We start from the raw sequence: 23751 nt of genomic DNA on the forward strand, positions 1-23751 counted from the left end.
ATCCTGGCCCCGCATTTTCAGCCCAGCCTTGATGGTGGTGGGCAGGCCACGGCGGGTGATGTACGCCAGCAGTTCGTATTGGCGGTAGAACAGCGCACGCGCCGCTGCCAGCTCGCCGTTCTGCACGGCGTCCCACAAGGCCAGGTTCAACGCGGGGATCAGGTTTGGCGCCGCGGTGCACCAGCCCGTAGCGCCGGCAACCAGGGCTTCCAGGGTGAGCGGGTTGCAACCGTTGTAGAACGCCACCTTGCCCTCGGTCGCGGTGTACAGGCGGTGCATGCGCTGAATATCACCGGTGCTCTCCTTGACCATGGTGACATTGGCGACTTCGCCCAGAATACGCAGGATCAGCTCTACCGACAGGTCGGTGCCGCTGGTGCCCGGGTTGTTGTAGAGCATGATCGGGATGTCGATCGCCGCGCCGACCGTTCTGTAGTGGTCGACCACCTCGGCCTCGGTCAACTTCCAATAGGAGACGGGCAACACCATCACCGCCGTGGCCCCGCACGCCTGGGCCAGGCGGGCACGCTGCACGGTACGCGCGGTGGTCAGGTCCGAGACGCTGACCACGCTGGGTACGCGGCCGGCGATTTTCTCCAGGCTGAAGCGAACCACCGATTCCCACTCGCCATCGGACAGGTAGGCGCCTTCGCCGGTACTGCCCAGCGGGGCGATAGCGTGCACGCCGGCCTGGATCAGGCTGTCGATGGATGTGCCCAATGCGTTCAGATCGACCGAGCCGTCTGCCGCGAAGGGAGTGATAGTGTAGCCGATGACGCCGCGAATTACAGGTGTAGACATGACCAGGCACCTTTGCCGTTGTTCAGGAAGGGGTGACAACATCGATCAGCCCAGGCAGTCGCCATGGGCACGCAAGGCACGACGCGCGTAATAGCTGAACGCGGCGCCATGGCGTTTTGGCGTGGAAATCCAGTCATGGGCTTCTTTGCCAAGTGCTTCGGGGATCGCGCGGATCTCACCGGCGCCCATGGCCAGCAGCTGCATCCTGGCGGCGCGTTCGAACAGTAGAGCAAGCACACAGGCTTCCTCGATCGAGCGGCCGGCGATCAACAGGCCATGGTGGGAAAGCAGGATCGCCCGCTTGTCGCCGATGGCCCCGGCGATGATCTCGCCTTCTTCATTGCCCACCGGCACGCCCGGCCATTCCTTGAGGAAGGCGCAATCGTCGAACAGCGGGCAAAGGTCCATGTGCGAGATGGCCAGCGGCACTTCGAGCATCGACAGGGCGGCGCTGTGCAACGGGTGGGTATGGATGATGCAGTTCACGTCGGGGCGTGCGCGGTACAGCCAGCTGTGAAAGCGATTCGCTGGGTTGGCCATGCCGTGGCCGTGCAGCACGTTCAGGTCTTCGTCGACGACCAGCAGGTTGGAGGCCGAAATCTCGTCGAAGCCCAGGCCAAGCTGTTGGGTGTAGTAGGTGCCAGGCTCCGGCGCCCGTGCGGTGATCTGCCCGGCCAGGCCGGAGTCGTGGCCGCCGTCGAACAGGATTCGGCAGGTCAGGGCGAGTTTCTGCCGCGGGGTGTAAGTGTTGTCGGCCAGCGCAGTCAGCATCTGCTGCTGGGCATGTTTGACGAGCTGGTCCTTGGGGGTCTGCATGGTCGTGGTCACGGAAAGTACCTGCATGAGAAGGCGGTAATGACTACCTGGCTGGCACAGCGTGCAAGTCAGGACACACGTCGATACTAATGACACTTTGTGTCATAAGCAAGCAATGTGTCATGCCTTCTCGATGATCAGATGCAGGTCGCCATGAAAGGCCCGCGTTTACCGCCCCCCGGCAGCGCCGCCGTTTTCCAGGATCCTGGCCCCCGAACCCTCCTTGCCGAGCACGTCCTCGGGGTTGCGCAGCGGGCAGTCTTGCAACGACAGGCAACCGCAGCCGATGCAGTTGTCCAGGCTGTCGCGCAGGGCCTCCAGCGTGCGAATGCGGGCGTTCAGGTCTTCTCGCCAGGCCGATGACATCTCGCCCCACTGGGCGGCCGTGAGTTTGCTGTTCGGCGGGTAGCGGCCCAGGGCGCGTTTGATTTCTTCGAGGGGGATGCCGGTGCGCTGGGCCACCTTGATGATGGCGATGGTGCGCAGCACCAACGCGGGGTAACGCCGCTGGTTGCCGGCGGTACGGGTGCCGGTGATCAGCCCTTTGGATTCGTAGAAGTGCAGGGCGGAGACCGCCACGCCACTGCGTTTGGCGACCTCGCCGACGGTGAGCAGCCGCGAGCTGTCGGTGGATGATTTGACTGTCACGCCGGTTGACCTCAAGTTAACTTGAGCTCTTATAGTCCCGCCCGATCGTTCCTGCAACCACCCAGCAGGTGCGCATCCGGCCAATAGCCGCCTAGTTTCAGCGAATTGCTCAAGTAGCCCAGTGCTCGTTGAAAGACCGGGTGGCACTCGGCATAGGGCAAATGGTCGGGCGCAGCCCAGAAGAACTCGAACGTATGGCCATGGTCATCCAGTGTCTGGTGAAGCCATCGCTCAGGTAGAACACCCTCTGCCCGGCACAGGTGAAACGACCAGGTCTGCCCAAGATGGCCGGAATCCCAGCACCCCAAATCGTCCCCGATCGTGGCGTTGTGGATACCAGACTCTTCATGCAATTCACGCAGGGCGGCTTCCCGCGGCGTTTCGCCGTTTTCAATGGAACCCTTCACCAGCTGTACGCCCGCCAGGGGATGACGGAACAACAGAATACAGGGCGGCGACGAGGGAGAGAGGACGACTGCGCACGCCTTGTCCGGGAGCATGTTGATTTCCGTATCGGTAAACAGGGGGGCAGCATCATACGCGCTCATGCGCTCGCAGGTGTCGACAGCGCTTGCAGGCAGCACACAGCCGCTCACTTGCCGCTGATCACCCGGGTCCACAGCCGGGTGCTCAAGCGCATGCCCGCCGGTGACAAGGTCTGGATCGGGAACAGCGTATCCAGCACGGCCTGGGGCGGGTACACCGCCGGGTTGTCGCGCAGCGCCGGGTCCACATACGGTAATGACGCCGCATTGCCGTTCGGGTACTTCACCGCATTGCTGATATGCGCCATGACCTGGGGGTCGAGCAGGTAGTTGAGGTAGGCGTAGGCTGCATCCAGGTGCGGCGCAGCTTTTGGAATCACCACCATGTCCACCGCCACCGTCGAGCCTTCACGGGGAATGCTGTAGCCCAGGTGCACGCCGTTGTTGGCCTGCTGCGCGCTGTTCATCGCCTGCAGCACATCGCCGCTGAAGCCGATCGCTACGCAGATGTTGCCGTTGGCCAGGTCGCTGACGTACTTGGACTGGTGGAAGTAGCTGATCGACGGGCGAATCGCCATCAGCGCCGCCTCGGCATGCTTCAGGTCTTCAGGGCGCTCGCTGTGCGGGTCGAGCCCCAGGACCTTGAGGGTGATTGGCAACACCTGCGTCGGGTTGTCAAGGAACGCCACGCCACAGGCACTGAGCTTGCGGATGTTTTCTGGGTTGAACAGCAATTGCCAGGACTGGGTGACATCGGTGTCGCCGAAGATCGCCTTGATCTTGTCGACGTTGTAGCCGATGCCGGTGGTCACCCACATGTAGGGAATGGCATGGCGGTTGCCGGGGTCGCTGGCCTGCAGCAGTTGCATCAGCTTGGGGTCGAGATTGTTCCAGTTGGGCAGCTTGCTGCGGTCGAGCGCCTGGATGGCGCCGGCCTTGATCAGCCTGGGCAGGAAGTGGTTGGACGGGCTGACCAGGTCGTAGCCGCTGCCACCGGTCATCAGCTTGGCTTCGGTCGTCTCGTTGCTGTCGATAAGGTCGTAGGTGGGCTGGATGCCGGTGCGGCGGGCGAACTCGGCCAAGGTGTCATCGGCAATGTAGCCGCTCCAGTTGGCGATGTTGACCGATTCGGCGGCCTGGGCCGTCAGGCTGAACAGCGCCGCGGACAGCACGGCCATGCAGGTACGTTTCATCATCTTGCCCTCTGTTGTTGTAAGTGTTCGCAAGTGCTCATGGCAGTCAACGTTCGCGCCGCGCGCGGCGTACTTCCCAGGCCATGCGCAGGGAGGCGCCGATATCGAAGAACGGGCGTGGCGGCAGGTAACCGGGTTGGGCCTGGCCGAGCACGTCGGTGAGCAGCGCCGAGGTCGATGTGCTGGCCATGTCGACCAGCAGCCTGCCCCACAGGGTGCCGCGGGCGACGCCCGAACCGTTGCAGCCGGCCACGGCATGCAGCCCTTCATCGATCCGCGCGAAGCACGGCTCGCCGGAGCGGGTGCCGCTCAGGTGGCCGGTCCAGGTGTATTCGAGGTCCGTGGCGGCCAGCCCGGGGAAGCGTTTTTCCAGCCCTTGCAGATGTTGCTGGCGACGGGCCTGCAACTGCGTGCCATTGAGGTCGCGCTGGCGGTACTCCACCGTGTTGCGAATCAACAGCCGTCGGCCCGGCAGCAGGCGCAGGGTCGCGCCGCCCGGCAGGGTCGACAGCACGCCCCAGGTGCGCTCGCCGAACTGGCTTTGCCAGCGAGCCTCGGTCAAGGGGCGGGTGATGCTGGCGCTCAGTTCCAGCGCGAAGGTGCCGCTATGGTGCACGCCGACCCGGGGCAAGAACGCCCCGACGCAGGCCAGCACTTGGGGCGCATTTATAACGCCGGCTTCGGTCTGGGCCTGCCAGCCACGCCCGGCGCGGCGAAGGCTCAGCACCGCGCTGTGCTCGTATACCTCCACCGCCTTGGGCAGGCTGTCGGCAAGGCCGCGCACATACTTCGCCGGCTGCAGCAGTGCGTTGCCACCGGCGCAATGGATGGCGCGGGTGTAGAAACCGCTGCCAAGGCGCTGCTGCAACGCTTCGCCTTCCAGGTAGCGAGCGTTGGCGCCAACGGCCTCCAGTGTGTGGATCACGGCGTCAGCCTGCTGCAGGTGCGCGGGTCGATGCACGGCAAAGTGATAGCCCGCGTCATCGTATTCGCAGGCGATACCCAGCTCGCCGATACGCTGGCGAACCTCCTGTGCGGCCGCCACACCAATGCGCGAAGCCACGGCAAAGCCGGCAAACCCTGGGTTGCCGAGCAATTCATTGGGCGAGGGTAGTTCATGGCTGACGGCAAAACCCGAGTTGCGTGCCGAGGCACCCTGGGCCACTCGCTGCCGGTCAAGCACGACAATGCGTTGCCCTGGGAAACGTGCGGCCAGCGTGTGGGCTGCGGCAAGGCCGGTGATGCCGCCGCCAATGATCAGCCAGTCGCAGGCGTGCTGGCCTGAAAGGCGCGGGTGCGGGGCAGACTCGCCCGCCAACGCGATCCATCCACAGCGGTTGTCGATTGCCATCAGCTCCTCCACAATCAATGCGCACCGGTTATCGGTGTTGGTCTTGGGTGCGCCTTCAGGGCTTAATCTACGGGGGCTGCGGCCTTGTTTCTAACGCTAAAATTTCATTCAGCTATTCTTGAAACGCATGGATAAAATCTTTCGTGTGCCCTCGCTTCAAGCCCTTCAGGCGCTTATCCACGTAGCGGACAGCAGCAGCTTTACCGAGGCCGCCAGGCAGCTGCACTTGACCCAGAGTGCGATCAGCCGCCAGGTTCAGCAGCTGGAGGAGCATTACGGTGTGGCGCTGTTCGACCGCACCAGCCGCAAGGTGGCGCTGACCGAGCAGGGCCGTGATGTGTATGCGGTGGCTTGCGAAGCGCTGAACGATCTGCGGGCCCTGGCGCAACGGCTTTCCCCGGCGCCGGTGGATCGGCCGTTTCGTATTCGTATCTTCGTGTCACTGGCGGTGCGCTGGCTGCTGCCCAGGCTGAGCAGCTTCTACGCACTCAACCCGGCGTTATGCCTGTCCATCGAAACCGTGAGCGGGGAGGTGGTGGACACCAGCGGTGATTGCGATGCCTACGTGCTGTATTTGCGTGACGGCCTGGATGGTCGACCCTTGACGGTCTTGTTCGATGAGTACCTGGTGCCGGTCTGTGCGCCAAAGCTGGGCGACGGGCAGTTGCCGCCACGCTCGCTGAAGGCGCTGGGTGAGCATGCGCTGATCCATGGCTCGACCGCGCGTCACGAGTGGAACCTGTGGCTGCAGGCGCACCAGGAGGGCCCCGAACGCAGTTACAAACACCTGATGTTCAACCTTGACGACCTTGCCCTGGATGCTGCCGCCCGCGGGCTGGGCGTGGCCATGAGCGACCAGGTGCTGGCGCACGACGCACTGGCCCGGGGCGACCTGATCGTGCCGTTCGGCGCACCGCTGAAGACCGGTGGCGTGTACGCGCTGTGGTTACGCGACAGCGGCGTCGCGCACCCGGCCTGCAAGGCGGTATTGCAGTGGTTTGAGGCGCAGCTGGAGCGCACGCGCCAGGCGAATAGCGAATAGCGAATGGCATGATCTGGGCGTGACCAGGTCAGCGCCCTGATGTAGTCCATTGCCGAAACAAACTTCTGCCTTCGCGGCCCTTCAGGCTTGCATCAGACCTCGCAGACGAACGTCCCGGTCCCCTGCAGAATGTTCTGCAGCGTTTCCTTCACCTCGTCCATATCGCTCAGTTCGCTGGTCAGGATGATCTCCAGCGTTTCATCCCCCTTCAAGGCATCGCGATCCTCGGTCGCCACTTCGATCAGCAGGCGCTGGGCAGTCAAGGTCACCTTCAAGCCATCCAGCGTCGAGGGCTCGTCATCGAGCGTCAGGTCGACCGTGTCTTCATCCGGGTAGCGGGTGAGCAGGACCATCTGACCCTTGTCGCCGTGGCAGCAGAGGGTCGCCATGTTGTCTTCCTCGTCATCGCAAGGGTTGGCGAAGAGCAGGGCGGTCTTGATTTGCATGAACAGGCTCGGGTCAAAGGAAACGGAAGGGAATTCTGACAGTCTTGTGTACATCCATAAACGTAAAGTTACCGCCCCTTGACCGAAATTGTCGCAGCGCTGCAAGCGTTGGTGACTACTCAGTCGTTAAGCTTCGGCGAGCCCTGAGCGTGCCACGCACGTTCAACGCCTGGTTTAACCGTCCGCCTTGCCACGGGTTGGCTATCGTTGATTCGTACACGGCGCACGCGAGCGACGCTTCAATTATTACAAAGCCCAAGCGGAGTACCACAGATGGCGTTTTTCACCGCAGCCAGCAAGGCCGACTTCCAGCATCAACTGCAAGCGGCTCTGGCGCAGCACATCAGCGAACAGGCACTGCCACAAGTGGCCCTGTTCGCCGAACAGTTCTTCGGCATCATCTCAATGGACGAACTCACCCAGCGCAGGCTTTCCGACCTGGCTGGCTGTACCCTTTCTGCCTGGCGCATCATCGAGCGCTTCGACGCCGAACAACCCCAAGTGCGGGTGTACAACCCTGATTACGAACGCAATGGCTGGCAGTCGACCCACACCGTGGTCGAGGTGTTGCACCACGACCTGCCGTTTCTGGTGGACTCGGTGCGCACCGAGCTCAACCGCCGCGGCTACAGCATCCACACCCTGCAGACCACCGTACTGAGCGTGCGCCGCGGTGCCAAAGGCGAGCTGCTCGAGCTGCTGCCCAAGGGCACCCACGGCGAGGGTGTGCGCCATGAGTCGCTGATGTACCTGGAGATCGACCGTTGCGCCAACGCCGCCGAACTGACGGTGCTGACCCGCGAGATCGAACAGGTGCTGGCTGAAGTGCGTGTGGCGGTCGCCGACTTCGAACCGATGAAGGCCAAGCTGCGCGAAGTGGTGGCGCAGGTCGAGCAGACCGCGTTCGGCCCCGCGCAGCACGAGAAGGGCGAGGTGAAGGCGTTTCTCGAGTGGTTGCTGGACAACCATTTCACCTTCCTGGGCTACGAGGAGTTCACCGTCCAGGGCGGCAGCGATGGCGGCCAGATGCTCTACGACGAGCAGTCTTTCCTCGGCCTGCCGCGGCGCTTGCGCGTGGGGCTGACGCCTGAAGAGCTGCGCATCGAAGACTACGCCGTGGCCTACCTCAACGAGCCCCTGCTGTTGTCCTTCGCCAAGGCCGCGCTGCCCAGCCGTGTGCACCGCCCGGCCTACCCGGACTACGTGTCCATCCGCCAGCTGGACGCCGAGGGCAAGGTGGTCAAGGAATGCCGCTTCATGGGCCTGTACACCTCTTCGGTGTACGGCGAGAGCGTGCATGCCATCCCTTACATTCGGGTCAAGGTTGCCGAAGTCGAGCGCCGTTCGGGCTTCGACCCCAAGGCTCACCTGGGCAAGGAGCTGGCCCAGGTGCTCGAGGTGCTGCCGCGCGACGACCTGTTCCAGACGCCGATCGACGAGCTGTTCAGCACAGTCATGGCCATCGTGCAGATCCAGGAGCGCAACAAGATCCGCGTGTTCCTGCGCAAGGACCCGTACGGCCGCTTCTGCTACTGCCTGGCCTACGTACCGCGTGAGATCTACTCCACCGAAGTGCGGCAGAAGATCCAGCAGGTGCTGATGGAGCGCCTGAAAGCCAGCGACTGCGAGTTCTGGACCTTCTTCTCCGAGTCGGTACTGGCGCGGGTGCAGCTGATTCTGCGGGTCGATCCGAAAAACCGCATCGACATCGACCCGCAACAGCTGGAAAACGAAGTAATCCAGGCGTGCCGCTCGTGGCACGACGACTACTCGACCCTGGTGGTGGAGAACTTCGGCGAAGCCCAGGGCACCAACATCCTGGCCGACTTCCCCAAAGGCTTCCCGGCGGGCTACCGCGAGCGCTTCGCCGCGCATTCGGCCGTGGTCGACCTGCAGCACGTGCTGGGGCTGTCCGAAAGCAAGCCGCTGGCGATGAGCTTCTATCAGCCATTGACCCAGGTCGGCGAGCGTACCCTGCATTGCAAGCTGTACCACGCCGACACCCCGCTGGCGCTGTCCGATGTGCTGCCGATCCTGGAGAACCTCGGCTTGCGCGTGCTGGGCGAGTTCCCGTACCGCCTGCGTCACGCCAATGGCCGTGAATACTGGATCCACGACTTCGCCTTCACCTACAGCGAAGGCCTGAGCCTGGACATCCAGCAGCTCAACGACACCTTGCAGGACGCGTTCATCCACATTGTCGGAGGCGACGCCGAGAACGACGCCTTCAACCGCCTGGTGCTGACCGCCGGCCTGCCCTGGCGCGATGTGGCACTGCTGCGTGCTTATGCCCGCTACCTCAAGCAGATCCGCCTGGGCTTCGACCTGGGTTACATCGCCAGCACCCTGAACAACCACACCGACATCGCCCGCGAGCTGACCCGGTTGTTCAAGACCCGCTTCTACCTGGCGCGAAAGCTCACCCAGGACGACCTGGACGACAAACAGCAACGCCTGGAACAGGCCATCCTGAGCGCCCTGGACGATGTTCAGGTACTCAACGAAGACCGCATCCTGCGTCGCTACCTGGACCTGATCAAGGCCACCCTGCGGACCAACTTCTACCAGCCGGACGGCAACGGCCAGAACAAGTCGTACTTCAGCTTCAAGTTCAACCCCAAGCTGATCCCCGAGCTGCCAAAGCCGGTACCCAAGTTCGAGATCTTCGTCTACTCGCCACGGGTCGAGGGTGTGCACCTGCGCTTTGGCAACGTCGCCCGCGGCGGCCTGCGCTGGTCGGACCGCGAGGAAGACTTCCGCACCGAGGTGCTCGGCCTGGTCAAGGCCCAGCAGGTGAAGAACTCGGTGATCGTGCCGGTCGGCGCCAAGGGCGGCTTCCTGCCGCGCCGCCTGCCACTGGGTGGCAGCCGTGACGAAATCGCCGCTGAAGGCATTGCCTGCTACCGCATCTTCATTTCCGGCCTGCTCGACATCACCGACAACCTCAAGGACGGTGGCGTGGTGCCGCCGGCCAATGTGGTGCGCCACGACGATGACGACCCGTACCTGGTGGTGGCCGCCGACAAAGGCACCGCGACGTTCTCCGACATCGCCAACGGCATTGCCATCGACTACGGCTTCTGGCTGGGCGATGCCTTCGCCTCGGGCGGCTCGGCCGGCTATGACCACAAGAAAATGGGCATCACCGCCCGTGGCGCCTGGGTTGGCGTACAACGCCACTTCCGTGAGCGCGGCATCAATGTGCAAGAAGACCCGATCACCGTGATCGGCGTCGGCGACATGGCCGGCGACGTGTTCGGCAATGGCTTGCTGATGTCCGACAAGCTCAAGCTGGTGGCGGCGTTCAACCACCTGCACATCTTCATCGACCCGAACCCGGAGCCGGCCAACAGCTTCGCCGAGCGCAAGCGCCTGTTCGACTTGCCGCGTTCGGCCTGGAGCGACTACGACACCAGCATCATGTCCGAAGGCGGCGGGATCTTCCCGCGCAGTGCCAAGAGCATCGCCATCAGCCCACAGATGAAAGAACGCTTTGCCATCGAAGCCGACCGTCTGACCCCGACGGAGCTGCTCAATGCACTGCTCAAGGCGCCGGTCGACCTGCTGTGGAACGGCGGCATCGGCACTTACGTCAAGGCCAGCACAGAAAGCCACGCCGATGTCGGCGACAAGGCCAACGACGCCCTGCGCGTCAACGGCAACGAGCTGCGCTGCAAGGTGGTGGGCGAGGGTGGCAACCTGGGCATGACCCAGCTCGGCCGGGTCGAGTTCGGCCTCAATGGCGGAGCGACCAACACCGACTTCATCGACAACGCTGGCGGCGTCGACTGCTCGGACCACGAGGTCAACATCAAGATCCTGCTCAACGAAGTGGTGCAGGGTGGCGACATGACCGAGAAGCAGCGTAACCAGCTGCTCGGCAGCATGACCGAAGAGGTCGGCGCGCTGGTGCTGGGCAACAACTACAAGCAGACCCAGGCGCTGTCCCTGGCAGCCCGTCGCGCCCGCGAGCGGATCGCCGAATACAAGCGCCTGATGGCGGACCTGGAAGGGCGTGGCAAGCTGGACCGTGCCATCGAATTCCTGCCGTCCGAAGAACAGTTGGCCGAGCGCCTGGCCGCAGGCCAAGGCCTGACCCGTGCCGAGCTGTCGGTGCTGATCTCGTACAGCAAGATCGACCTCAAGGAGCAACTGCTCAAGTCGCGGGTGCCGGACGACGACTACCTGACCCGCGACATGGAAACTGCGTTCCCGCCGTCGCTGGTCAGCAAGTTCGCCGATTCCATGCGTCGCCACCGCCTGAAGCGCGAGATCGTCAGCACCCAGATCGCCAACGACCTGGTCAACAACATGGGCATCACCTTCGTCCAGCGCCTGAAGGAGTCGACGGGCATGAGCCCGGCCAACGTGGCGGGTGCGTATGTGATCGTGCGCGACATCTTCCACCTGCCGCACTGGTTCCGTCAGATCGAAGCCCTGGACTACCAGGTGCCGGCCGAGGTCCAGCTGACCTTGATGGACGAACTGATGCGCCTGGGCCGGCGCGCCACCCGCTGGTTCCTGCGCAGCCGTCGCAACGAGCAGGACGCCGGGCGCGACACCGCGCACTTCGGGCCGAAGATCGCGCAACTGGGGCTCAAGCTGGACGAGTTGCTGGAAGGGCCGACCCGCGAGCGCTGGATGGTACGTTACCAGGGCTTTGTCGAAGCCGGTGTGCCTGAACTGCTCGCGCGCATGGTGGCCGGTACCAGCCACCTGTACACGTTGTTGCCGATCATCGAGGCGGCTGATGTCACCGGCCATGACCCGGCGCAGGTGGCCAAGGCGTTCTTCGCGGTGGGCAGTTCGCTGGACCTGACCTGGTACTTGCAGGAAATCAGCAACCTGCCGGTGGAAAACAACTGGCAGGCCCTGGCCCGCGAGGCATTCCGCGACGACATCGACCTGCAGCAGCGGGCGATCACCATCTCTGTGTTGCAGATGGCCGATGCGCCGCAAGACATGGATGCCCGCGTGGCGCTGTGGGCCGAGCAGCACCGGGTGATGGTCGAGCGCTGGCGCGCGATGCTGGACGACCTGCGCAATGCCACCGGCACGGACTATGCGATGTATGCGGTGGCCAACCGCGAGCTGGTCGACCTGGCACTGAGCGGGCAGGCGGCGGTGGTGCCTTCATAAGTCGCAAGCTGTAAGCTACAAGCTGCAAGCAGACCTTCGCAGGTTTCGCTTGCAGCTTTTGTCTCCGTCACCATTGGTTGTCTTGGCGCAGTCCCGCTTTTTTCTTGTAGCTTGAAGCTTACAACTTGAAGCTTTCTTACTTGAACCGACGCTCCACGCCTTTTTCCACCAGAATCTTCGCCGAGATCTCCTCCACCGAAAAATGCGTGGAATTGATATTGGGAATGTTCTCCCGGCGGAACAGGCTCTCTACCTCGCGGACTTCGAACTCGCACTGGGCAAAGCTTGAGTAGCGGCTGTTGGGCTTGCGCTCGTGGCGAATGGCGGTCAGGCGGTCGGGGTCGATGGTCAGGCCGAACAGCTTGTTGTGGTGCTTTTTCAGCACCGCCGGCAATTGCAGGCGTTCCATGTCGTCTTCGGTCAGCGGGTAGTTGGCCGCACGGATACCGAACTGCATGGCCATGTACAGGCAGGTTGGCGTCTTGCCGCAACGCGAGACCCCGACCAGAATCAGGTCGGCCTTGTCGTAGTAGTGCGTGCGCGCGCCATCATCGTTGTCCAGGGCGAAGTTGACCGCTTCGATGCGCTCCATGTAATTGGAATTGCCGCCGATCGAGTGCGATTTGCCGACGGAATACGACGAATGGGCGGTCAATTCCTGCTCGAGCGGGGATAAAAACGACGAAAAGATGTCGATCATGAAGCCGTTCGAGGTGGCCAGGATCTCACGGATGTCCTGATTGACGATGGTGTCGAAGATGATCGGCCGCACGCCATCACGCTCGGCAGCAGCGTTGATTTGCTGCACCATGGTTCGCGCCTTGTCCGGCGAATCGATGTAGGGACGGGTGAATTTGCTGAACGGAATGCTTTCGAATTGAGCGAGCAGGCTTTGCCCCAGGGTCTCGGCAGTGATGCCGGTGCCGTCGGAGATGAAGAACGCGGTTCTTTTCATTTGCACCCTGGGCCTTAAGCTGATGACGTTTCTTGGATATGATAAGTTCGGTTTGCCGAATGCGGCTGTCGGCATTCTCACTTATTTTCCAGGTACAGGCCACAAACGCCCGGCCAAGTCAAAGAAGACAGGCGGGCGCCTTTGAGCTTTTCCAACACAGTTAGTGGAGAGATCACCTTGGTAGAGTACGTAGTTTCCCTCGAAAAGCTCGGCGTCCATGATGTGGAGCATGTGGGGGGCAAGAACGCATCCCTGGGCGAGATGATCAGCAACCTTGCGGGTGCTGGTGTATCGGTGCCGGGCGGCTTTGCCACTACGGCGCAGGCGTACCGCGATTTTCTCGAACAGAGTGGTCTCAACGAGCGTATCCATGCCGCGCTCGATGCGCTGGATGTCGATGACATCAATGCCCTGACCAAAACCGGCGCGCAGATTCGCCAGTGGGTCATGGAAGCCGAATTCCCGGCGCGTCTTGATTCGGAAATCCGTACGGCCTTCGCTGAAATGGCCGCAGGCAACGACAACATGGCCGTAGCCGTGCGCTCGTCTGCCACCGCCGAAGACTTGCCGGACGCCTCGTTCGCCGGCCAGCAGGAAACCTTCCTCAACATCCGTGGCGTCGACAACGTGATCCGCGCGGCCAAGGAAGTGTTCGCCTCGCTGTTCAACGACCGCGCCATCGCCTACCGCGTGCACCAGGGCTTCGACCACAAGCTGGTGGCCCTGTCTGCCGGTGTGCAGCGCATGGTCCGTTCGGAAACCGGCACCGCCGGTGTGATGTTCACCCTCGACACCGAGTCGGGCTTCCGCGACGTGGTGTTCATCACCGGCGCCTATGGCCTGGGTGAAACCGTGGTGCAGGGTGCGGTCAACCCTGACGAATTCTACGTACACAAGCAGACCTTGCAGGCCGGTCGCCCGGCGATCCTGCGCCGCAACCTGGGCAGCAAGGCGATCAAGATGGTCTACGGCGACGAAGCCAAGGCCGGTCGTTCGGTCAAGACCGTCGAGGTCGACCGTGCCGAGCGCGCCCGCTTCTGCCTGAGCGACGCCGAAGTCAACGAGCTGGCCAAACAGGCCATGATCATCGAGCAGCACTACCAGCGCCCGATGGACATCGAGTGGGCCAAGGACGGTGACGACGGCAAGCTGTACATCGTTCAGGCCCGCCCTGAAACGGTGAAAAGCCGCTCCAGCGCCAATGTCATGGAACGCTACCTGCTGAAAGAAAAGGGCACCGTATTGGTCGAAGGCCGTGCGATCGGCCAGCGCATCGGCGCCGGCAAGGTCCGCGTGATCAACGATGTGTCCGAGATGGACAAGGTGCAGCCCGGTGACGTACTGGTCTCCGACATGACCGACCCGGACTGGGAACCGGTCATGAAGCGCGCCAGCGCCATTGTCACCAACCGCGGCGGGCGTACCTGCCACGCGGCGATCATTGCCCGTGAGCTGGGTATCCCGGCAGTCGTCGGTTGCGGCAACGCCACCCAGTTGCTCAAGGACGGCCAGGGCGTGACAGTGTCCTGCGCCGAGGGCGACACCGGCTTCATCTTCGAAGGTGAGTTGGGCTTCGACATCAAGCAGAACTCGGTCGACGCCATGCCGGACCTGCCGTTCAAGATCATGATGAACGTCGGCAACCCGGACCGTGCCTTTGACTTCGCCCAGCTGCCCAACGCCGGTGTCGGCCTGGCGCGCCTGGAGTTCATCATCAACCGCATGATCGGCGTGCACCCCAAGGCGCTGCTCAACTACGCCGGCCTGCCGGCAGAGTTGAAGGACAGCGTCGACAAGCGCATCGCTGGCTACGACGACCCGGTCGGCTTCTATGTCGAGAAGCTGGTCGAAGGCATCAGCACCCTGGCGGCAGCCTTCTACCCGAAAAAGGTCATCGTGCGCCTGTCGGACTTCAAGTCCAACGAGTACGCCAACCTGATCGGCGGCAAGCTGTACGAGCCGGAAGAAGAAAACCCGATGCTGGGCTTCCGCGGTGCTTCGCGTTACATCAGCGAATCGTTCCGTGACTGCTTCGAGCTCGAGTGCCGTGCCCTGAAGCGCGTGCGCAACGAGATGGGCCTGACCAACGTCGAGATCATGGTGCCGTTCGTGCGCACCCTGGGCGAAGCCAGCCAGGTCATCGACCTGTTGGCCGAAAACGGCCTGGCCCGTGGCGACAATGGCCTGCGCGTGATCATGATGTGCGAGCTGCCGTCCAACGCGATTCTGGCCGAAGAGTTCCTCGAGTACTTCGACGGCTTCTCGATCGGCTCCAACGACCTGACCCAGCTGACCCTGGGCCTGGACCGTGATTCGGGTATCATCGCGCACCTGTTCGACGAGCGTAACCCGGCCGTGAAGAAGCTGCTGGCCAACGCCATCCAGGCGTGCAACAAGGCCGGCAAGTACATCGGCATCTGCGGCCAAGGCCCATCGGACCACCCGGACCTGGCCAAATGGCTGATGGAGCAGGGCATCGAAAGCGTGTCGCTGAACCCGGACTCGGTGCTCGAGACCTGGTTCTTCCTGGCCGAGGGCCAGGGCGCAGCCTGATACAGTGGATTGCGGGGGCGCGTCTGGCGCGCCCCCGCCTGGTTTGATCCAGGGCGAGTTCCAGTAATGGTTCCCGCCCTTTTTTGTGCACCAAGCAACCTTATGCAAAGCAGCAGCACTTTATTTCCCGTGGCCTTGCTCAGCGCTGAGCGGCGAGGCGACTTGAGCGAAGACGTGTACCGGATCAAGGCCGGCAACAGCCCTGACCCGAGCGTCGAGCTGGCCGTGACTCGCCTTGGCCTGGCCGATCAGGGCGAGGCTCAAGGCGTGCCGGTCATTCTTCTGCACGGCAGTTTTTCCAATCGGCGCTTCTGGTATTCGCCCAAAGGGGTCGGCCTGGGCGCGTTTCTGGCCCGCGCGGGGTTCGATGTGTGGATCCCGGAGATGCGCGGCCATGGCCTGTCGCCGCGCAATCGCCAGTGGCAGCACAACCGTGTCGCCGACTATGCCCGCGATGACTTGCCGTTGATAGGCGCTTTCGTGCTGGAGCAAACGGGCCAAGCGCCGCACTGGCTTGGCCATTCCCTGGGCGGGACAACCCTGGCCGCCGCACTGGGTGGCAGCTACCTGCCAACCGAGCAGGTGGCCAGTGCCGCGTTCTTTGGTACCCAGGTCAGCCGTGTGTACTGGCCGTTGAAAGTGCCGCCGGTGGTGTGGGGGGCGAAGTTGCTGCTCAAGCGCTGGCGGCAGATTCCCGGGCAGCGACTTAAGCGTGGCCCCGAGGACGAACCGATCGGCTTGGCACTTGAAAGCATGCGCTGGCATGGCCTGTTCGGGCGCTTTGGCGACAAGGACAACGACTGGTGGGCGGGCCTTGCGCAGGTGGATGTGCCGGTGCTGGCGGTGGCCGGTGCGGGCGATTACCAGGACCCGGTCTGGGCTTGCCGCAAGCTGTTCGACCAGTTGGGCGGGGAGCGCAAACAGTTTCTGCGCTTGGGCCGCGAGGAAGGCTTCGATGCGTTCGGGCATGTCGACATGCTGGTCAGCAAGGCCGCGCAGGCACAGGTCTGGCCGTTGGTCGAACGCTGGTTGAGGGACCCGTCGATGCCGGTGCATGCGTCGACTCTGGTGGCGTCGGCTGTGCCAGCCAGCTGATTCCATGCTGCCTGCACTGGCCCCGCGAAGAGGCCAGTGCCGAAGGAATGCAACTGACTGCTCGGTCCCGGATGACGTCAACAGCTTCCTCGGTGTAGCCTTGGCCCATACCCGCTTTCGTTGTGACTGACAGGAGCTTCCCATGCAGCATTACGTAACGCCCGACCTGTGTGACACCTACCCTGACCTGGTCCAGGTGCTCGAACCCATGTTCAGCAACTTCGGCGGCCGCGATTCGTTCGGTGGCCAGATCGTCACCCTCAAGTGCTTCGAAGACAACTCGCTGGTCAAGGAGCAGGTCGAGCTCGACGGCAAGGGCAAGGTTCTGGTGGTCGACGGTGGCGGTTCGCTGCGCTGTGCGCTGCTGGGCGACATGCTGGCCGAGAAAGCGGCCAAGAACGGCTGGGAAGGCCTGGTGATCTACGGTTGTGTGCGTGACGTGGACATCTTGATCCAGACCGACGTCGGCGTGCAGGCCTTGGCCAGCCACCCGAAAAAAAGCAACAAGCGTGGCATCGGCGAGCTCGACGTGCCGGTGACCTTCGCCGGGGTGACCTTCCGCTCGGGTGAATATGTGTATGCCGACAACAATGGCGTGCTGGTTTCGCCAAGCCCGCTGAAAATGCCGGAGTGATGCGCCGCACGCGCTGATGGAGCTTTGATGTTCGAGGAAGACAACGCGCAGTGGGGGCTGGTGCATGCCCTGGTGCTCGATGGCAAAGGCGGCGCGCGCTCGATTGCCCGTACCGAACTGGACGACCTGCAACTGCACCCCCAGGAAAGCCTTTGGCTGCACTGGGACCGCAGCCATCCACAAACCCGCACCTGGCTGCTGCGCGACAGCGGCCTGAGCGAGTTCGCCTGCGAACTGCTGCTGGAAGAAAACACCCGGCCGCGCTTGTTGCCGCTGGTGGACGAACAGTTGTTGCTGTTCTTGCGCGGGGTCAACCTCAACCCGGGCGCCGAACCTGAAGACATGGTCTCGGTGCGCATCTTCGCCGAGGCGCAGCGGGTCATCTCGCTGCGCTTGCGGCCGCTTCGGGCCAGTGACGAGATGCTCCAGTTGCTCGGCGAGGGCAGGGGGCCGAAGTCGGCTTCGGAGTTATTGCTGCTGATGGGTGAGCTGCTGACCGAGAAGGTCCAGGGCCTGGTCAGCGACCTGTCCGAGCTGGTCGACCTCGAGGAAGAAAAGGTCGAATCCGACGAACGGTACACCCCGGAGCAGGGCAGCCTGCAGCAGATCCGCCGCCGCGCGGCCGGCTTGCGACGTTTTCTGGCGCCGCAGCGGGACATCTACGCACAGCTGTCACGCAGCAAGTGGAGCTGGTTCGCTGATGCCGATGCCGACTACTGGAACGAGTTGAACAACAGCCTGATCCGCTATCTCGAGGAGCTGGAGCTGACCCGCGAGCGGGCCGCATTGGTGCTTGAAAGCGAGGACCGGCGGCGCAGCGAGCGCATGAACCGCACCATGTACCGCTTCGGCATCATCACCTGCATCTTCCTGCCCATGAGCTTCATCACCGGCTTGCTGGGCATCAATGTCGGCGGCATTCCGGGGGCGGAAAACCCCTACGGCTTCTTGTTTGCCTGCATCATCGTGCTGGGGCTGGCGGTAGGGCAGTGGTGGCTGTTCCGTCGGCTGCGGTGGGTCTAGGTGTTGAATTCCTTGCCCGCGAAGCAGGCGACAGCGGTTCATTTTGCACCACACGCCCCCAGGCGATGTGTGACCCATGCCCCGGCGCTCTCGTCTCTGTCAGATACTGCGCGAGGTGCCCATGCACGATCCGTTTGAAGAATCCCTGCGCGACCTGCTCAAGGCGTCGCCGTCCGGCCAGGACCGAGACGACGCCGCCTGCCTGGGTCGTGTGCTGAAAACCGCCAACCGCCAGGTCGGTGCGGGTGATCTGTTCAGCCTGCTTGGCCGTTGGAGCCAGGCGCTGCTGATCGCCGTCAACAATGGCTCGGCGCATGTAGCGCCGGTGCGCAGAAACTCTACCCGCAACGCTGCCACCGGCAGCAAAGCAGATAAGGCCGATTGAATATGGAACTGGATCTCTGGACCCAAAGCCTGGTCACCGCCATGACTGCCCTTTGGACCAAGGTGGCGAACTTCATCCCTAACCTGTTCGGCGCCCTGGTCGTGGTGCTGCTTGGTTTCGTGGTGGCCAAGCTGCTCGATACGCTGCTGTCCAAACTGCTGGCCAAACTCGGCCTGGACCGCCTGATGGCAGGTACCGGGCTGACCAAGATGCTGAGCCGCGGTGGCATCCAGGTGCCGATTTCGACCCTCATCGGCAAGATCGTCTACTGGTTCGTATTGCTGATCTTCCTCGTCTCGGCCGCGGAATCGCTGGGCCTTGAGCGGGTTTCGGCGACCCTCGACATGCTCGCCCTGTACCTGCCGAAAGTATTCGGTGCGGCGCTGGTGCTACTGGCCGGTGTGCTGCTGGCGCAGGTGGCCAATGGCCTGGTGCGCGGCGCTGCCGAAGGCATTGGCCTTGAGTATTCTGCAGGCCTTGGGCGTATCACCCAAGGCCTGGTGATCATCATCAGCATCTCGGTGGCCATCAGCCAGCTCGAGGTCAAGACCGACCTGCTCAACCACGTGATCGTCATTGGGCTGATTACCGTTGGTCTGGCCGTTGCCTTGGCCATGGGCCTCGGCAGCCGCGAAATCGCCGGACAGATACTGGCCGGTATTTACGTGCGTGAGCTGTATCAGGTCGGCCAGCAGGTGCGGATTGGAGAGGTCGAAGGGCATATCGAGGAAATCGGCACGGTCAAGACGACGCTGTTGACCGATGATGGCGAACTGGTGTCGCTGTCTAACCGTGTGCTGCTTGAGCAGCGCGTCAATAGTCGCTAACCGCACAAAAGCTGTTAATGTATGCCGCCGCGAAATCGACCCCCGGGGTCGCGCGGCGACATTGACCTGACTGTCGGCCAGATTCGTTTTGAATAAAGTTCATTCGCCGCCCATGCGTTATGACCCCCGCGAGCTCACCGACGAAGAGTTGGTGGCGCGTTCGCATGAGGAGCTGTACCACGTTACCCGCGCCTATGAGGAGCTCATGCGGCGCTACCAGCGGACCCTGTTCAACGTCTGTGCGCGTTATTTGGGGAACGACCGGGATGCCGACGATGTCTGTCAGGAGGTGATGCTCAAAGTGCTGTACGGGCTGAAGAACTTCGAGGGCAAATCGAAGTTCAAGACCTGGCTCTACAGCATCACCTACAACGAGTGCATTACCCAGTACCGCAAGGAGCGCCGCAAACGTCGGCTGATGGATGCCTTGAGCCTGGACCCTGTTGAAGAGGCGTCCGAGGACAAGGCTCCGAAACCCGAAGAAAAGGGCGGGCTGGACAAGTGGCTGGTGCATGTGAACCCGATCGACCGGGAAATCCTGGTGCTGCGATTTGTCGCAGAGCTGGAATTTCAGGAGATCGCCGACATCATGCACATGGGCCTGAGCGCGACGAAAATGCGTTACAAGCGCGCGCTAGACAAGCTTCGGGAGAAATTTCACGGGCTCGATGAAACTTAAGCGTGTGCAAATATCTCTAACGAATCGGCGAGTTCTGCTAGACTTGCCGTCGAGTTGTCCCCCTTGTTGTTGGTGGGACTGCTTAACTATCACCAGATGGGGATTTAACGGATGAAATTGAAAAACACCTTGGGCTTGGCCATTGGTTCGCTTGTAGCCGCCACTTCGATTGGCGCTATGGCACAAGGTCAAGGCGCCGTCGAAACTGAAATCTTTTACAAAAAAGAATTCTTCGACAGCCAGCGCGACTTCAAGAACGACGGCAACCTGTTCGGCGGTTCGATCGGTTACTTCCTGACCGACGACGTTGAACTGCGTCTGGGCTACGACGAAGTTCACAACGCTCGTGGCGAAGACGGCAAGAACATCAAGGGCTCGAACACCGCCCTGGACGCCGTTTACCACTTCAACAACCCGTACGACGCCATCCGTCCGTACGTTTCCGCTGGTTTCTCGCACCAGTCGCTGGGCCAGACCGGCCGTGGCGGTCGTGACCACTCCACCTTCGCCAACGTTGGCGCTGGCGCCAAGTGGTACATCACCGACATGTTCTACGCCCGTGCCGGCGTTGAAGCTCAGTACAACATCGACCAGGGCGACACCGAGTGGGCCCCGAGCGTTGGCGTTGGTCTGAACTTCGGCGGTAGCCCGAAGCAAGCTGAAGTTGCTCCAGCCCCAGTTGCCGAAGTCTGCTCCGACAGCGACAACGATGGCGTCTGCGACAACGTCGACAAGTGCCCAGACACCCCGGCCAACGTCACCGTTGACGCCGACGGCTGCCCGGCTGTTGCCGAAGTCGTTCGCGTTGAGCTGGACGTCAAGTTCGACTTCGACAAGTCGGTCGTCAAGCCTAACAGCTACGGCGACATCAAGAACCTGGCTGACTTCATGAAGCAGTACCCATCGACCACCACCACCGTGGAAGGTCACACTGACTCCGTGGGTCCAGACGCTTACAACCAGAAGCTGTCCGAGCGTCGTGCCAACGCTGTCAAGCAAGTACTGACCAATCAGTACGGCGTAGAATCCAGCCGTGTTGAATCGGTTGGCTACGGCGAGACCCGTCCGGTTGCTGACAACGCCACCGAAGAAGGTCGCGCTGTTAACCGTCGCGTTGAAGCGCAAGTAGAAGCTCAGGCCAAGTAATTGGTTTGATGCTTCATGAAAAACCCGGCCTCGGCCGGGTTTTTCTTTGCCTGTGATTTAGGGGGTGACACTGAGATTCTGGGGCTGCTACGCAACCCTTTCGCAATGCAAGGCTGCGCTTACAGCGCCGGTGACGACCTCGCCGATCACCAGAATCGCCGGGCTGCTTAGCCCGAACGCCCGCGCATCCTCAACCATCCCCTGTACATCACTGCGGCATTCGCGCTGCTGCGCCAATGACGCATTCTCGATCATCGCCACCGGCATATGCGCAGCTATCCCGCCGGCCAGCAGGCCTTGGCGAATCTGCTCCAGCCGCGCAACGCCCATGTACACCACCAACGTCGTACCGCCCTGGGCCAGCGCCGCCCAGTTCAGCTCGCTGTCATCCTGGGTGTGTGCCGTTACCAGGGTCACGCCGCGGCTCACCCCGCGTGAAGTCAGCGATATACCGCATTGCGTCGCGCCTGCCAGGCCCGCGGTAATGCCGTTGACCAGCTCCACGTCTATGCCATGCCCTTGCAGCCAGGCAGCCTCTTCGCCGCCACGGCCGAAGATGCACGGATCGCCCCCTTTGAGCCTGACCACGCAGCGCCCCTGGCGCGCATGGCGCAACATCAGGCGCTGGATAAAGGCTTGAGGCGTGGACCGGCAGCCGCCGCGCTTGCCCACGGCCATCACCCGTGCCTGGGGGCAATGCTCCAGCACTGCGGGGTTGACCAGGTCGTCGATCATCACCACCTGGGCTTGCTGCAATGCGCGCACGGCCTTGAGGGTAAGCAGTTCGGGGTCACCAGGGCCGGCTCCGACCAGCCAGACTTTCGCATTCATCGTTGTTTCCTCATCGGCAAGGTGTACTCAGCCCTTGAGCAGGACGAGCAGCACTATCAGGTTGCACAGCAGGGACAGCAGGGCCAGGGTGCGCCAGACTTTCAGCGGTTCGCGCTCCAGCAAGGGCCGGGGGCGGTGGGCCAGCTCCTGGCGGTCGCCGCGTTCGAGCAGCAACAACCAGTGCTCGGCGGTTTCAAAGCGTTGCGCCGGGTCGGCCGCCACCGCTTGCAGCAGGTTGTGCTGCAACCATTCCGGCAGGTCAGGGCGATAGCGCGAAGCGTTGACCGGCTGGCCGAAGCGTGGCCGCTGGAACGGCTCCACTTCGCCATAGGGGTAGTGCCCGGTCAGCAGCTGGTAAAGCGTCACGCCGACGGCATAAAGGTCTTGCCGCGGGCTGGGTGGTTGGCCGTCGAAGGCTTCCGGGGCGATATAGGATGGCGTGCCAGGCAGCTCGTGCTGCGGGTCTTCAGACAAGCCGGGGCAATACGCCAGGCCGAAGTCCAGCAGCCGCAACTGTCCATCGGCGCCAAGGTGCAGGTTGTCTGGCTTGATGTCGCGGTGCAGCAAGTTGCGCCGATGCAGTACGCCGACCGCTTGCAGCAGTTGACGGGCGATCTCCAGCCACTGCGCCAAGGGCAGCGGCCCGTGCTCGGCGAGCAGTGCCGAAAGGCTCTGGCCGGGGTATTCGCGCATCACGTAATACAGGTGCTGGCGCTGGCTGGCGACGTGGAGTTCGGGGAAGTGTCGCCCTGCGACCCGGCGCAGAAACCACTCTTCCATCAACAACCCTTGGGCTGCCCCTGGCTCCTGTTCGCGCGCGCTGGGCAGGGTCTTGAGCAGCCAGGGCTGGCCGTGGCCGTCACGTACCCGATACAGCAGCGATTGACGGCTGTGGGAGAGCAGGGTGTCGACCTGCCAACCATCGAGCGCCTGGCCTTCGCGCAGGGGGCCGGGTACAGGCCACTGTTGCAACTGCGCCAGGGTATCGCCCAGGTTGGCCGTACCCAGCTGTTGCACCTGCACCAGCAGGGCGCTGGCGTTGTCCTGGCTGCCATTGAGGTGAGCGCTGGCGACCAGAGTGTCGGCGGCCAACTGCAGGTCGGGTTGCTCGCGCAAGACCGCCTGGATGTGCTGGTCCCCCAGGCTGGCCCAGACGCCGTCGCTCACCAACACGTAGCACTCGCCCGCCTGCAGTTCACCTTCCAGGTAATCGACCAGCAGTTGTTGGTCCAGGCCCAGCGCGCGCTTGAGCACATGCTGCATGCCCGGTTGGTCCCAGACGTGGTCTTCGCTCAGGCACTGCAGGTGCCCTTGGTGCCAGCGGTAGACCCGGCAGTCGCCAACATGCGCCAAGGTAAAACGCCGCCCGCGTAGTACCAGTGCGCTGAGCGTGGTCAGCAGCGGTTGGCCGCTACCCTGGGCACGCAGCCAACGGTTCTGCGCAAGCAGCAGGCGGTCCAGCGCCTGCGCCACGCTCCAGGTGGCGGGGGTGGCGTAATAGTCCAGGGCCAGGGCCTGCAAGCTGGCGCGTGCTGCCAGGCCGCCATCGGCGCACTGGCTGACACCGTCGGCGAGGGCGAACAGGTAGCCTTTGCTGGCGGCCAGTTCCGGCGCCGGCGTGACCAGGCGCAGGGCATCCTGGTTTTCCGCGCGCGGCCCGGTGGCGCTGGCGTGGGCAAAGCTCAGTTGCAGGCTCATCGGC

20 protein-coding genes are annotated in these 23751 nt (G+C 62.9%); 10 read left to right on the top strand and 10 right to left on the bottom strand.

Translation table 11 applies throughout. The features are described 5' to 3' along the window. From NP534_RS00005 to NP534_RS00030, 6 genes are all read right to left on the bottom strand, one after another. Positions 1–801, bottom strand: an 801-nt coding sequence (locus NP534_RS00005; protein WP_274097341.1) for a dihydrodipicolinate synthase family protein, incomplete at its 3' end; no start/stop codon positions are given. A gap of 45 nt (positions 802–846) precedes the next feature. After that, the gene (locus NP534_RS00010) at positions 847–1629 is read right to left on the bottom strand and encodes an aldolase (RefSeq protein WP_274097342.1); all 783 of its coding nucleotides are present in this window, start codon (positions 1627–1629) and stop codon (positions 847–849) included. Positions 1630–1785: 156 nt separating this feature from the next. Continuing rightward, positions 1786–2232, bottom strand: coding sequence for a redox-sensitive transcriptional activator SoxR (gene soxR, locus NP534_RS00015; protein WP_443201062.1), 447 nt, complete (start codon positions 2230–2232; stop codon positions 1786–1788). A 62-nt stretch (positions 2233–2294) separates the two neighbouring features. Next, on the bottom strand, positions 2295–2765 hold the full coding sequence (locus NP534_RS00020) for an NUDIX hydrolase (RefSeq protein ID WP_274097385.1): 471 nt from the start codon (positions 2763–2765) through the stop codon (positions 2295–2297). A gap of 92 nt (positions 2766–2857) precedes the next feature. Further along, entirely contained in the window at positions 2858–3946 is a 1089-nt protein-coding gene (locus NP534_RS00025) for a polyamine ABC transporter substrate-binding protein (RefSeq protein ID WP_052040669.1), read from the bottom strand. Between the two features lie 43 nt (positions 3947–3989). Beyond that, on the bottom strand, positions 3990–5288 hold the full coding sequence (locus NP534_RS00030; RefSeq protein WP_274097386.1) for an NAD(P)/FAD-dependent oxidoreductase: 1299 nt from the start codon (positions 5286–5288) through the stop codon (positions 3990–3992). 133 nt (positions 5289–5421) lie between these two features. On the opposite strand from NP534_RS00030, the gene NP534_RS00035 reads away from it, so the two are divergent. Beyond that, on the top strand, positions 5422–6336 hold the full coding sequence (locus tag NP534_RS00035) for a LysR substrate-binding domain-containing protein (protein ID WP_274097344.1): 915 nt from the start codon (positions 5422–5424) through the stop codon (positions 6334–6336). A 92-nt stretch (positions 6337–6428) separates the two neighbouring features. On the opposite strand, the gene NP534_RS00040 is transcribed toward NP534_RS00035, so the two are convergent. Continuing rightward, a complete protein-coding gene (locus NP534_RS00040) occupies positions 6429–6782 on the bottom strand; it encodes a hypothetical protein (RefSeq protein ID WP_274097345.1) in 354 nt (117 codons plus the stop codon). A 273-nt stretch (positions 6783–7055) separates the two neighbouring features. Between NP534_RS00040 and NP534_RS00045 the strand changes: the two genes are divergently transcribed. Beyond that, positions 7056–11921 (top strand): NAD-glutamate dehydrogenase, encoded by a 4866-nt coding sequence (locus NP534_RS00045; protein ID WP_274097346.1) that lies wholly within the window; start codon positions 7056–7058, stop codon positions 11919–11921. Between the two features lie 136 nt (positions 11922–12057). Here NP534_RS00045 and ppsR read toward each other — a convergent pair whose 3' ends face one another. Continuing rightward, the gene (gene ppsR, locus NP534_RS00050; RefSeq protein WP_033700492.1) at positions 12058–12876 is read right to left on the bottom strand and encodes a posphoenolpyruvate synthetase regulatory kinase/phosphorylase PpsR; all 819 of its coding nucleotides are present in this window, start codon (positions 12874–12876) and stop codon (positions 12058–12060) included. A 177-nt stretch (positions 12877–13053) separates the two neighbouring features. Here ppsR and ppsA point away from each other — a divergent pair, with 177 nt between their 5' ends. The 8 genes from ppsA to NP534_RS00090 all read left to right on the top strand — a co-directional run bounded on the left by ppsA (position 13054) and on the right by NP534_RS00090 (position 21218). Further along, positions 13054–15429, top strand: a complete 2376-nt coding sequence (gene ppsA, locus NP534_RS00055; protein WP_274097347.1) for a phosphoenolpyruvate synthase — start codon at positions 13054–13056, stop codon at positions 15427–15429. 66 nt (positions 15430–15495) lie between these two features. Further along, positions 15496–16524: an alpha/beta fold hydrolase gene (locus NP534_RS00060; protein WP_274097348.1), complete on the top strand. Its 1029-nt coding sequence runs from the start codon at positions 15496–15498 to the stop codon at positions 16522–16524. A gap of 142 nt (positions 16525–16666) precedes the next feature. Then, positions 16667–17158, top strand: a complete 492-nt coding sequence (rraA, locus tag NP534_RS00065; RefSeq protein WP_274097349.1) for a ribonuclease E activity regulator RraA — start codon at positions 16667–16669, stop codon at positions 17156–17158. Positions 17159–17185: 27 nt separating this feature from the next. Further along, entirely contained in the window at positions 17186–18181 is a 996-nt protein-coding gene (locus NP534_RS00070; RefSeq protein ID WP_274097350.1) for a zinc transporter ZntB, read from the top strand. A gap of 121 nt (positions 18182–18302) precedes the next feature. Beyond that, on the top strand, positions 18303–18566 hold the full coding sequence (locus NP534_RS00075) for a hypothetical protein (protein WP_033700486.1): 264 nt from the start codon (positions 18303–18305) through the stop codon (positions 18564–18566). Between the two features lie 2 nt (positions 18567–18568). Further along, a complete protein-coding gene (locus NP534_RS00080) occupies positions 18569–19393 on the top strand; it encodes a mechanosensitive ion channel family protein (RefSeq protein ID WP_033700485.1) in 825 nt (274 codons plus the stop codon). Positions 19394–19505: 112 nt separating this feature from the next. Continuing rightward, the gene (gene sigX, locus NP534_RS00085; protein ID WP_033700483.1) at positions 19506–20072 is read left to right on the top strand and encodes an RNA polymerase sigma factor SigX; all 567 of its coding nucleotides are present in this window, start codon (positions 19506–19508) and stop codon (positions 20070–20072) included. A gap of 111 nt (positions 20073–20183) precedes the next feature. Beyond that, positions 20184–21218, top strand: a complete 1035-nt coding sequence (locus NP534_RS00090) for an OmpA family protein (protein WP_274097351.1) — start codon at positions 20184–20186, stop codon at positions 21216–21218. A gap of 87 nt (positions 21219–21305) precedes the next feature. On the opposite strand, the gene cobA is transcribed toward NP534_RS00090, so the two are convergent. Both cobA and NP534_RS00100 read right to left on the bottom strand, forming a co-directional pair. Further along, the gene (cobA, locus tag NP534_RS00095; protein ID WP_274097352.1) at positions 21306–22049 is read right to left on the bottom strand and encodes a uroporphyrinogen-III C-methyltransferase; all 744 of its coding nucleotides are present in this window, start codon (positions 22047–22049) and stop codon (positions 21306–21308) included. A 27-nt stretch (positions 22050–22076) separates the two neighbouring features. Next, positions 22077–23747, bottom strand: a complete 1671-nt coding sequence (locus NP534_RS00100; protein WP_274097353.1) for a bifunctional protein-serine/threonine kinase/phosphatase — start codon at positions 23745–23747, stop codon at positions 22077–22079. Positions 23748–23751 lie beyond the last annotated feature (4 nt).

The sequence above is a fragment of the Pseudomonas sp. 39004 genome (assembly GCF_028682155.1).
Classification (GTDB): Bacteria; Pseudomonadota; Gammaproteobacteria; order Pseudomonadales; family Pseudomonadaceae; genus Aquipseudomonas; species Aquipseudomonas capeferrum.

Excerpts from the sequence above, each read along its gene's own strand:
- NP534_RS00090 (WP_274097351.1), top strand. The coding sequence starts at position 20,184 with ATGAAATTGAAAAACACCTTGGGCTTGGCCATTGGTTCGCTTGTAGCC.
- NP534_RS00035 (WP_274097344.1), top strand. The coding sequence starts at position 5,422 with ATGGATAAAATCTTTCGTGTGCCCTCGCTTCAAGCCCTTCAGGCGCTT.
- NP534_RS00075 (WP_033700486.1), top strand. The coding sequence starts at position 18,303 with ATGCACGATCCGTTTGAAGAATCCCTGCGCGACCTGCTCAAGGCGTCG.
- NP534_RS00040 (WP_274097345.1), bottom strand. The coding sequence starts at position 6,782 with ATGCAAATCAAGACCGCCCTGCTCTTCGCCAACCCTTGCGATGACGAG.
- NP534_RS00100 (WP_274097353.1), bottom strand. The coding sequence starts at position 23,747 with ATGAGCCTGCAACTGAGCTTTGCCCACGCCAGCGCCACCGGGCCGCGC.
- NP534_RS00060 (WP_274097348.1), top strand. The coding sequence starts at position 15,496 with ATGGTTCCCGCCCTTTTTTGTGCACCAAGCAACCTTATGCAAAGCAGC.
- sigX (WP_033700483.1), top strand. The coding sequence starts at position 19,506 with ATGCGTTATGACCCCCGCGAGCTCACCGACGAAGAGTTGGTGGCGCGT.
- NP534_RS00080 (WP_033700485.1), top strand. The coding sequence starts at position 18,569 with ATGGAACTGGATCTCTGGACCCAAAGCCTGGTCACCGCCATGACTGCC.
- NP534_RS00025 (WP_052040669.1), bottom strand. The coding sequence starts at position 3,946 with ATGATGAAACGTACCTGCATGGCCGTGCTGTCCGCGGCGCTGTTCAGC.
- rraA (WP_274097349.1), top strand. The coding sequence starts at position 16,667 with ATGCAGCATTACGTAACGCCCGACCTGTGTGACACCTACCCTGACCTG.
- NP534_RS00020 (WP_274097385.1), bottom strand. The coding sequence starts at position 2,765 with ATGCTCCCGGACAAGGCGTGCGCAGTCGTCCTCTCTCCCTCGTCGCCG.
- cobA (WP_274097352.1), bottom strand. The coding sequence starts at position 22,049 with ATGAATGCGAAAGTCTGGCTGGTCGGAGCCGGCCCTGGTGACCCCGAA.
- ppsR (WP_033700492.1), bottom strand. The coding sequence starts at position 12,876 with ATGAAAAGAACCGCGTTCTTCATCTCCGACGGCACCGGCATCACTGCC.
- NP534_RS00045 (WP_274097346.1), top strand. The coding sequence starts at position 7,056 with ATGGCGTTTTTCACCGCAGCCAGCAAGGCCGACTTCCAGCATCAACTG.
- NP534_RS00070 (WP_274097350.1), top strand. The coding sequence starts at position 17,186 with ATGTTCGAGGAAGACAACGCGCAGTGGGGGCTGGTGCATGCCCTGGTG.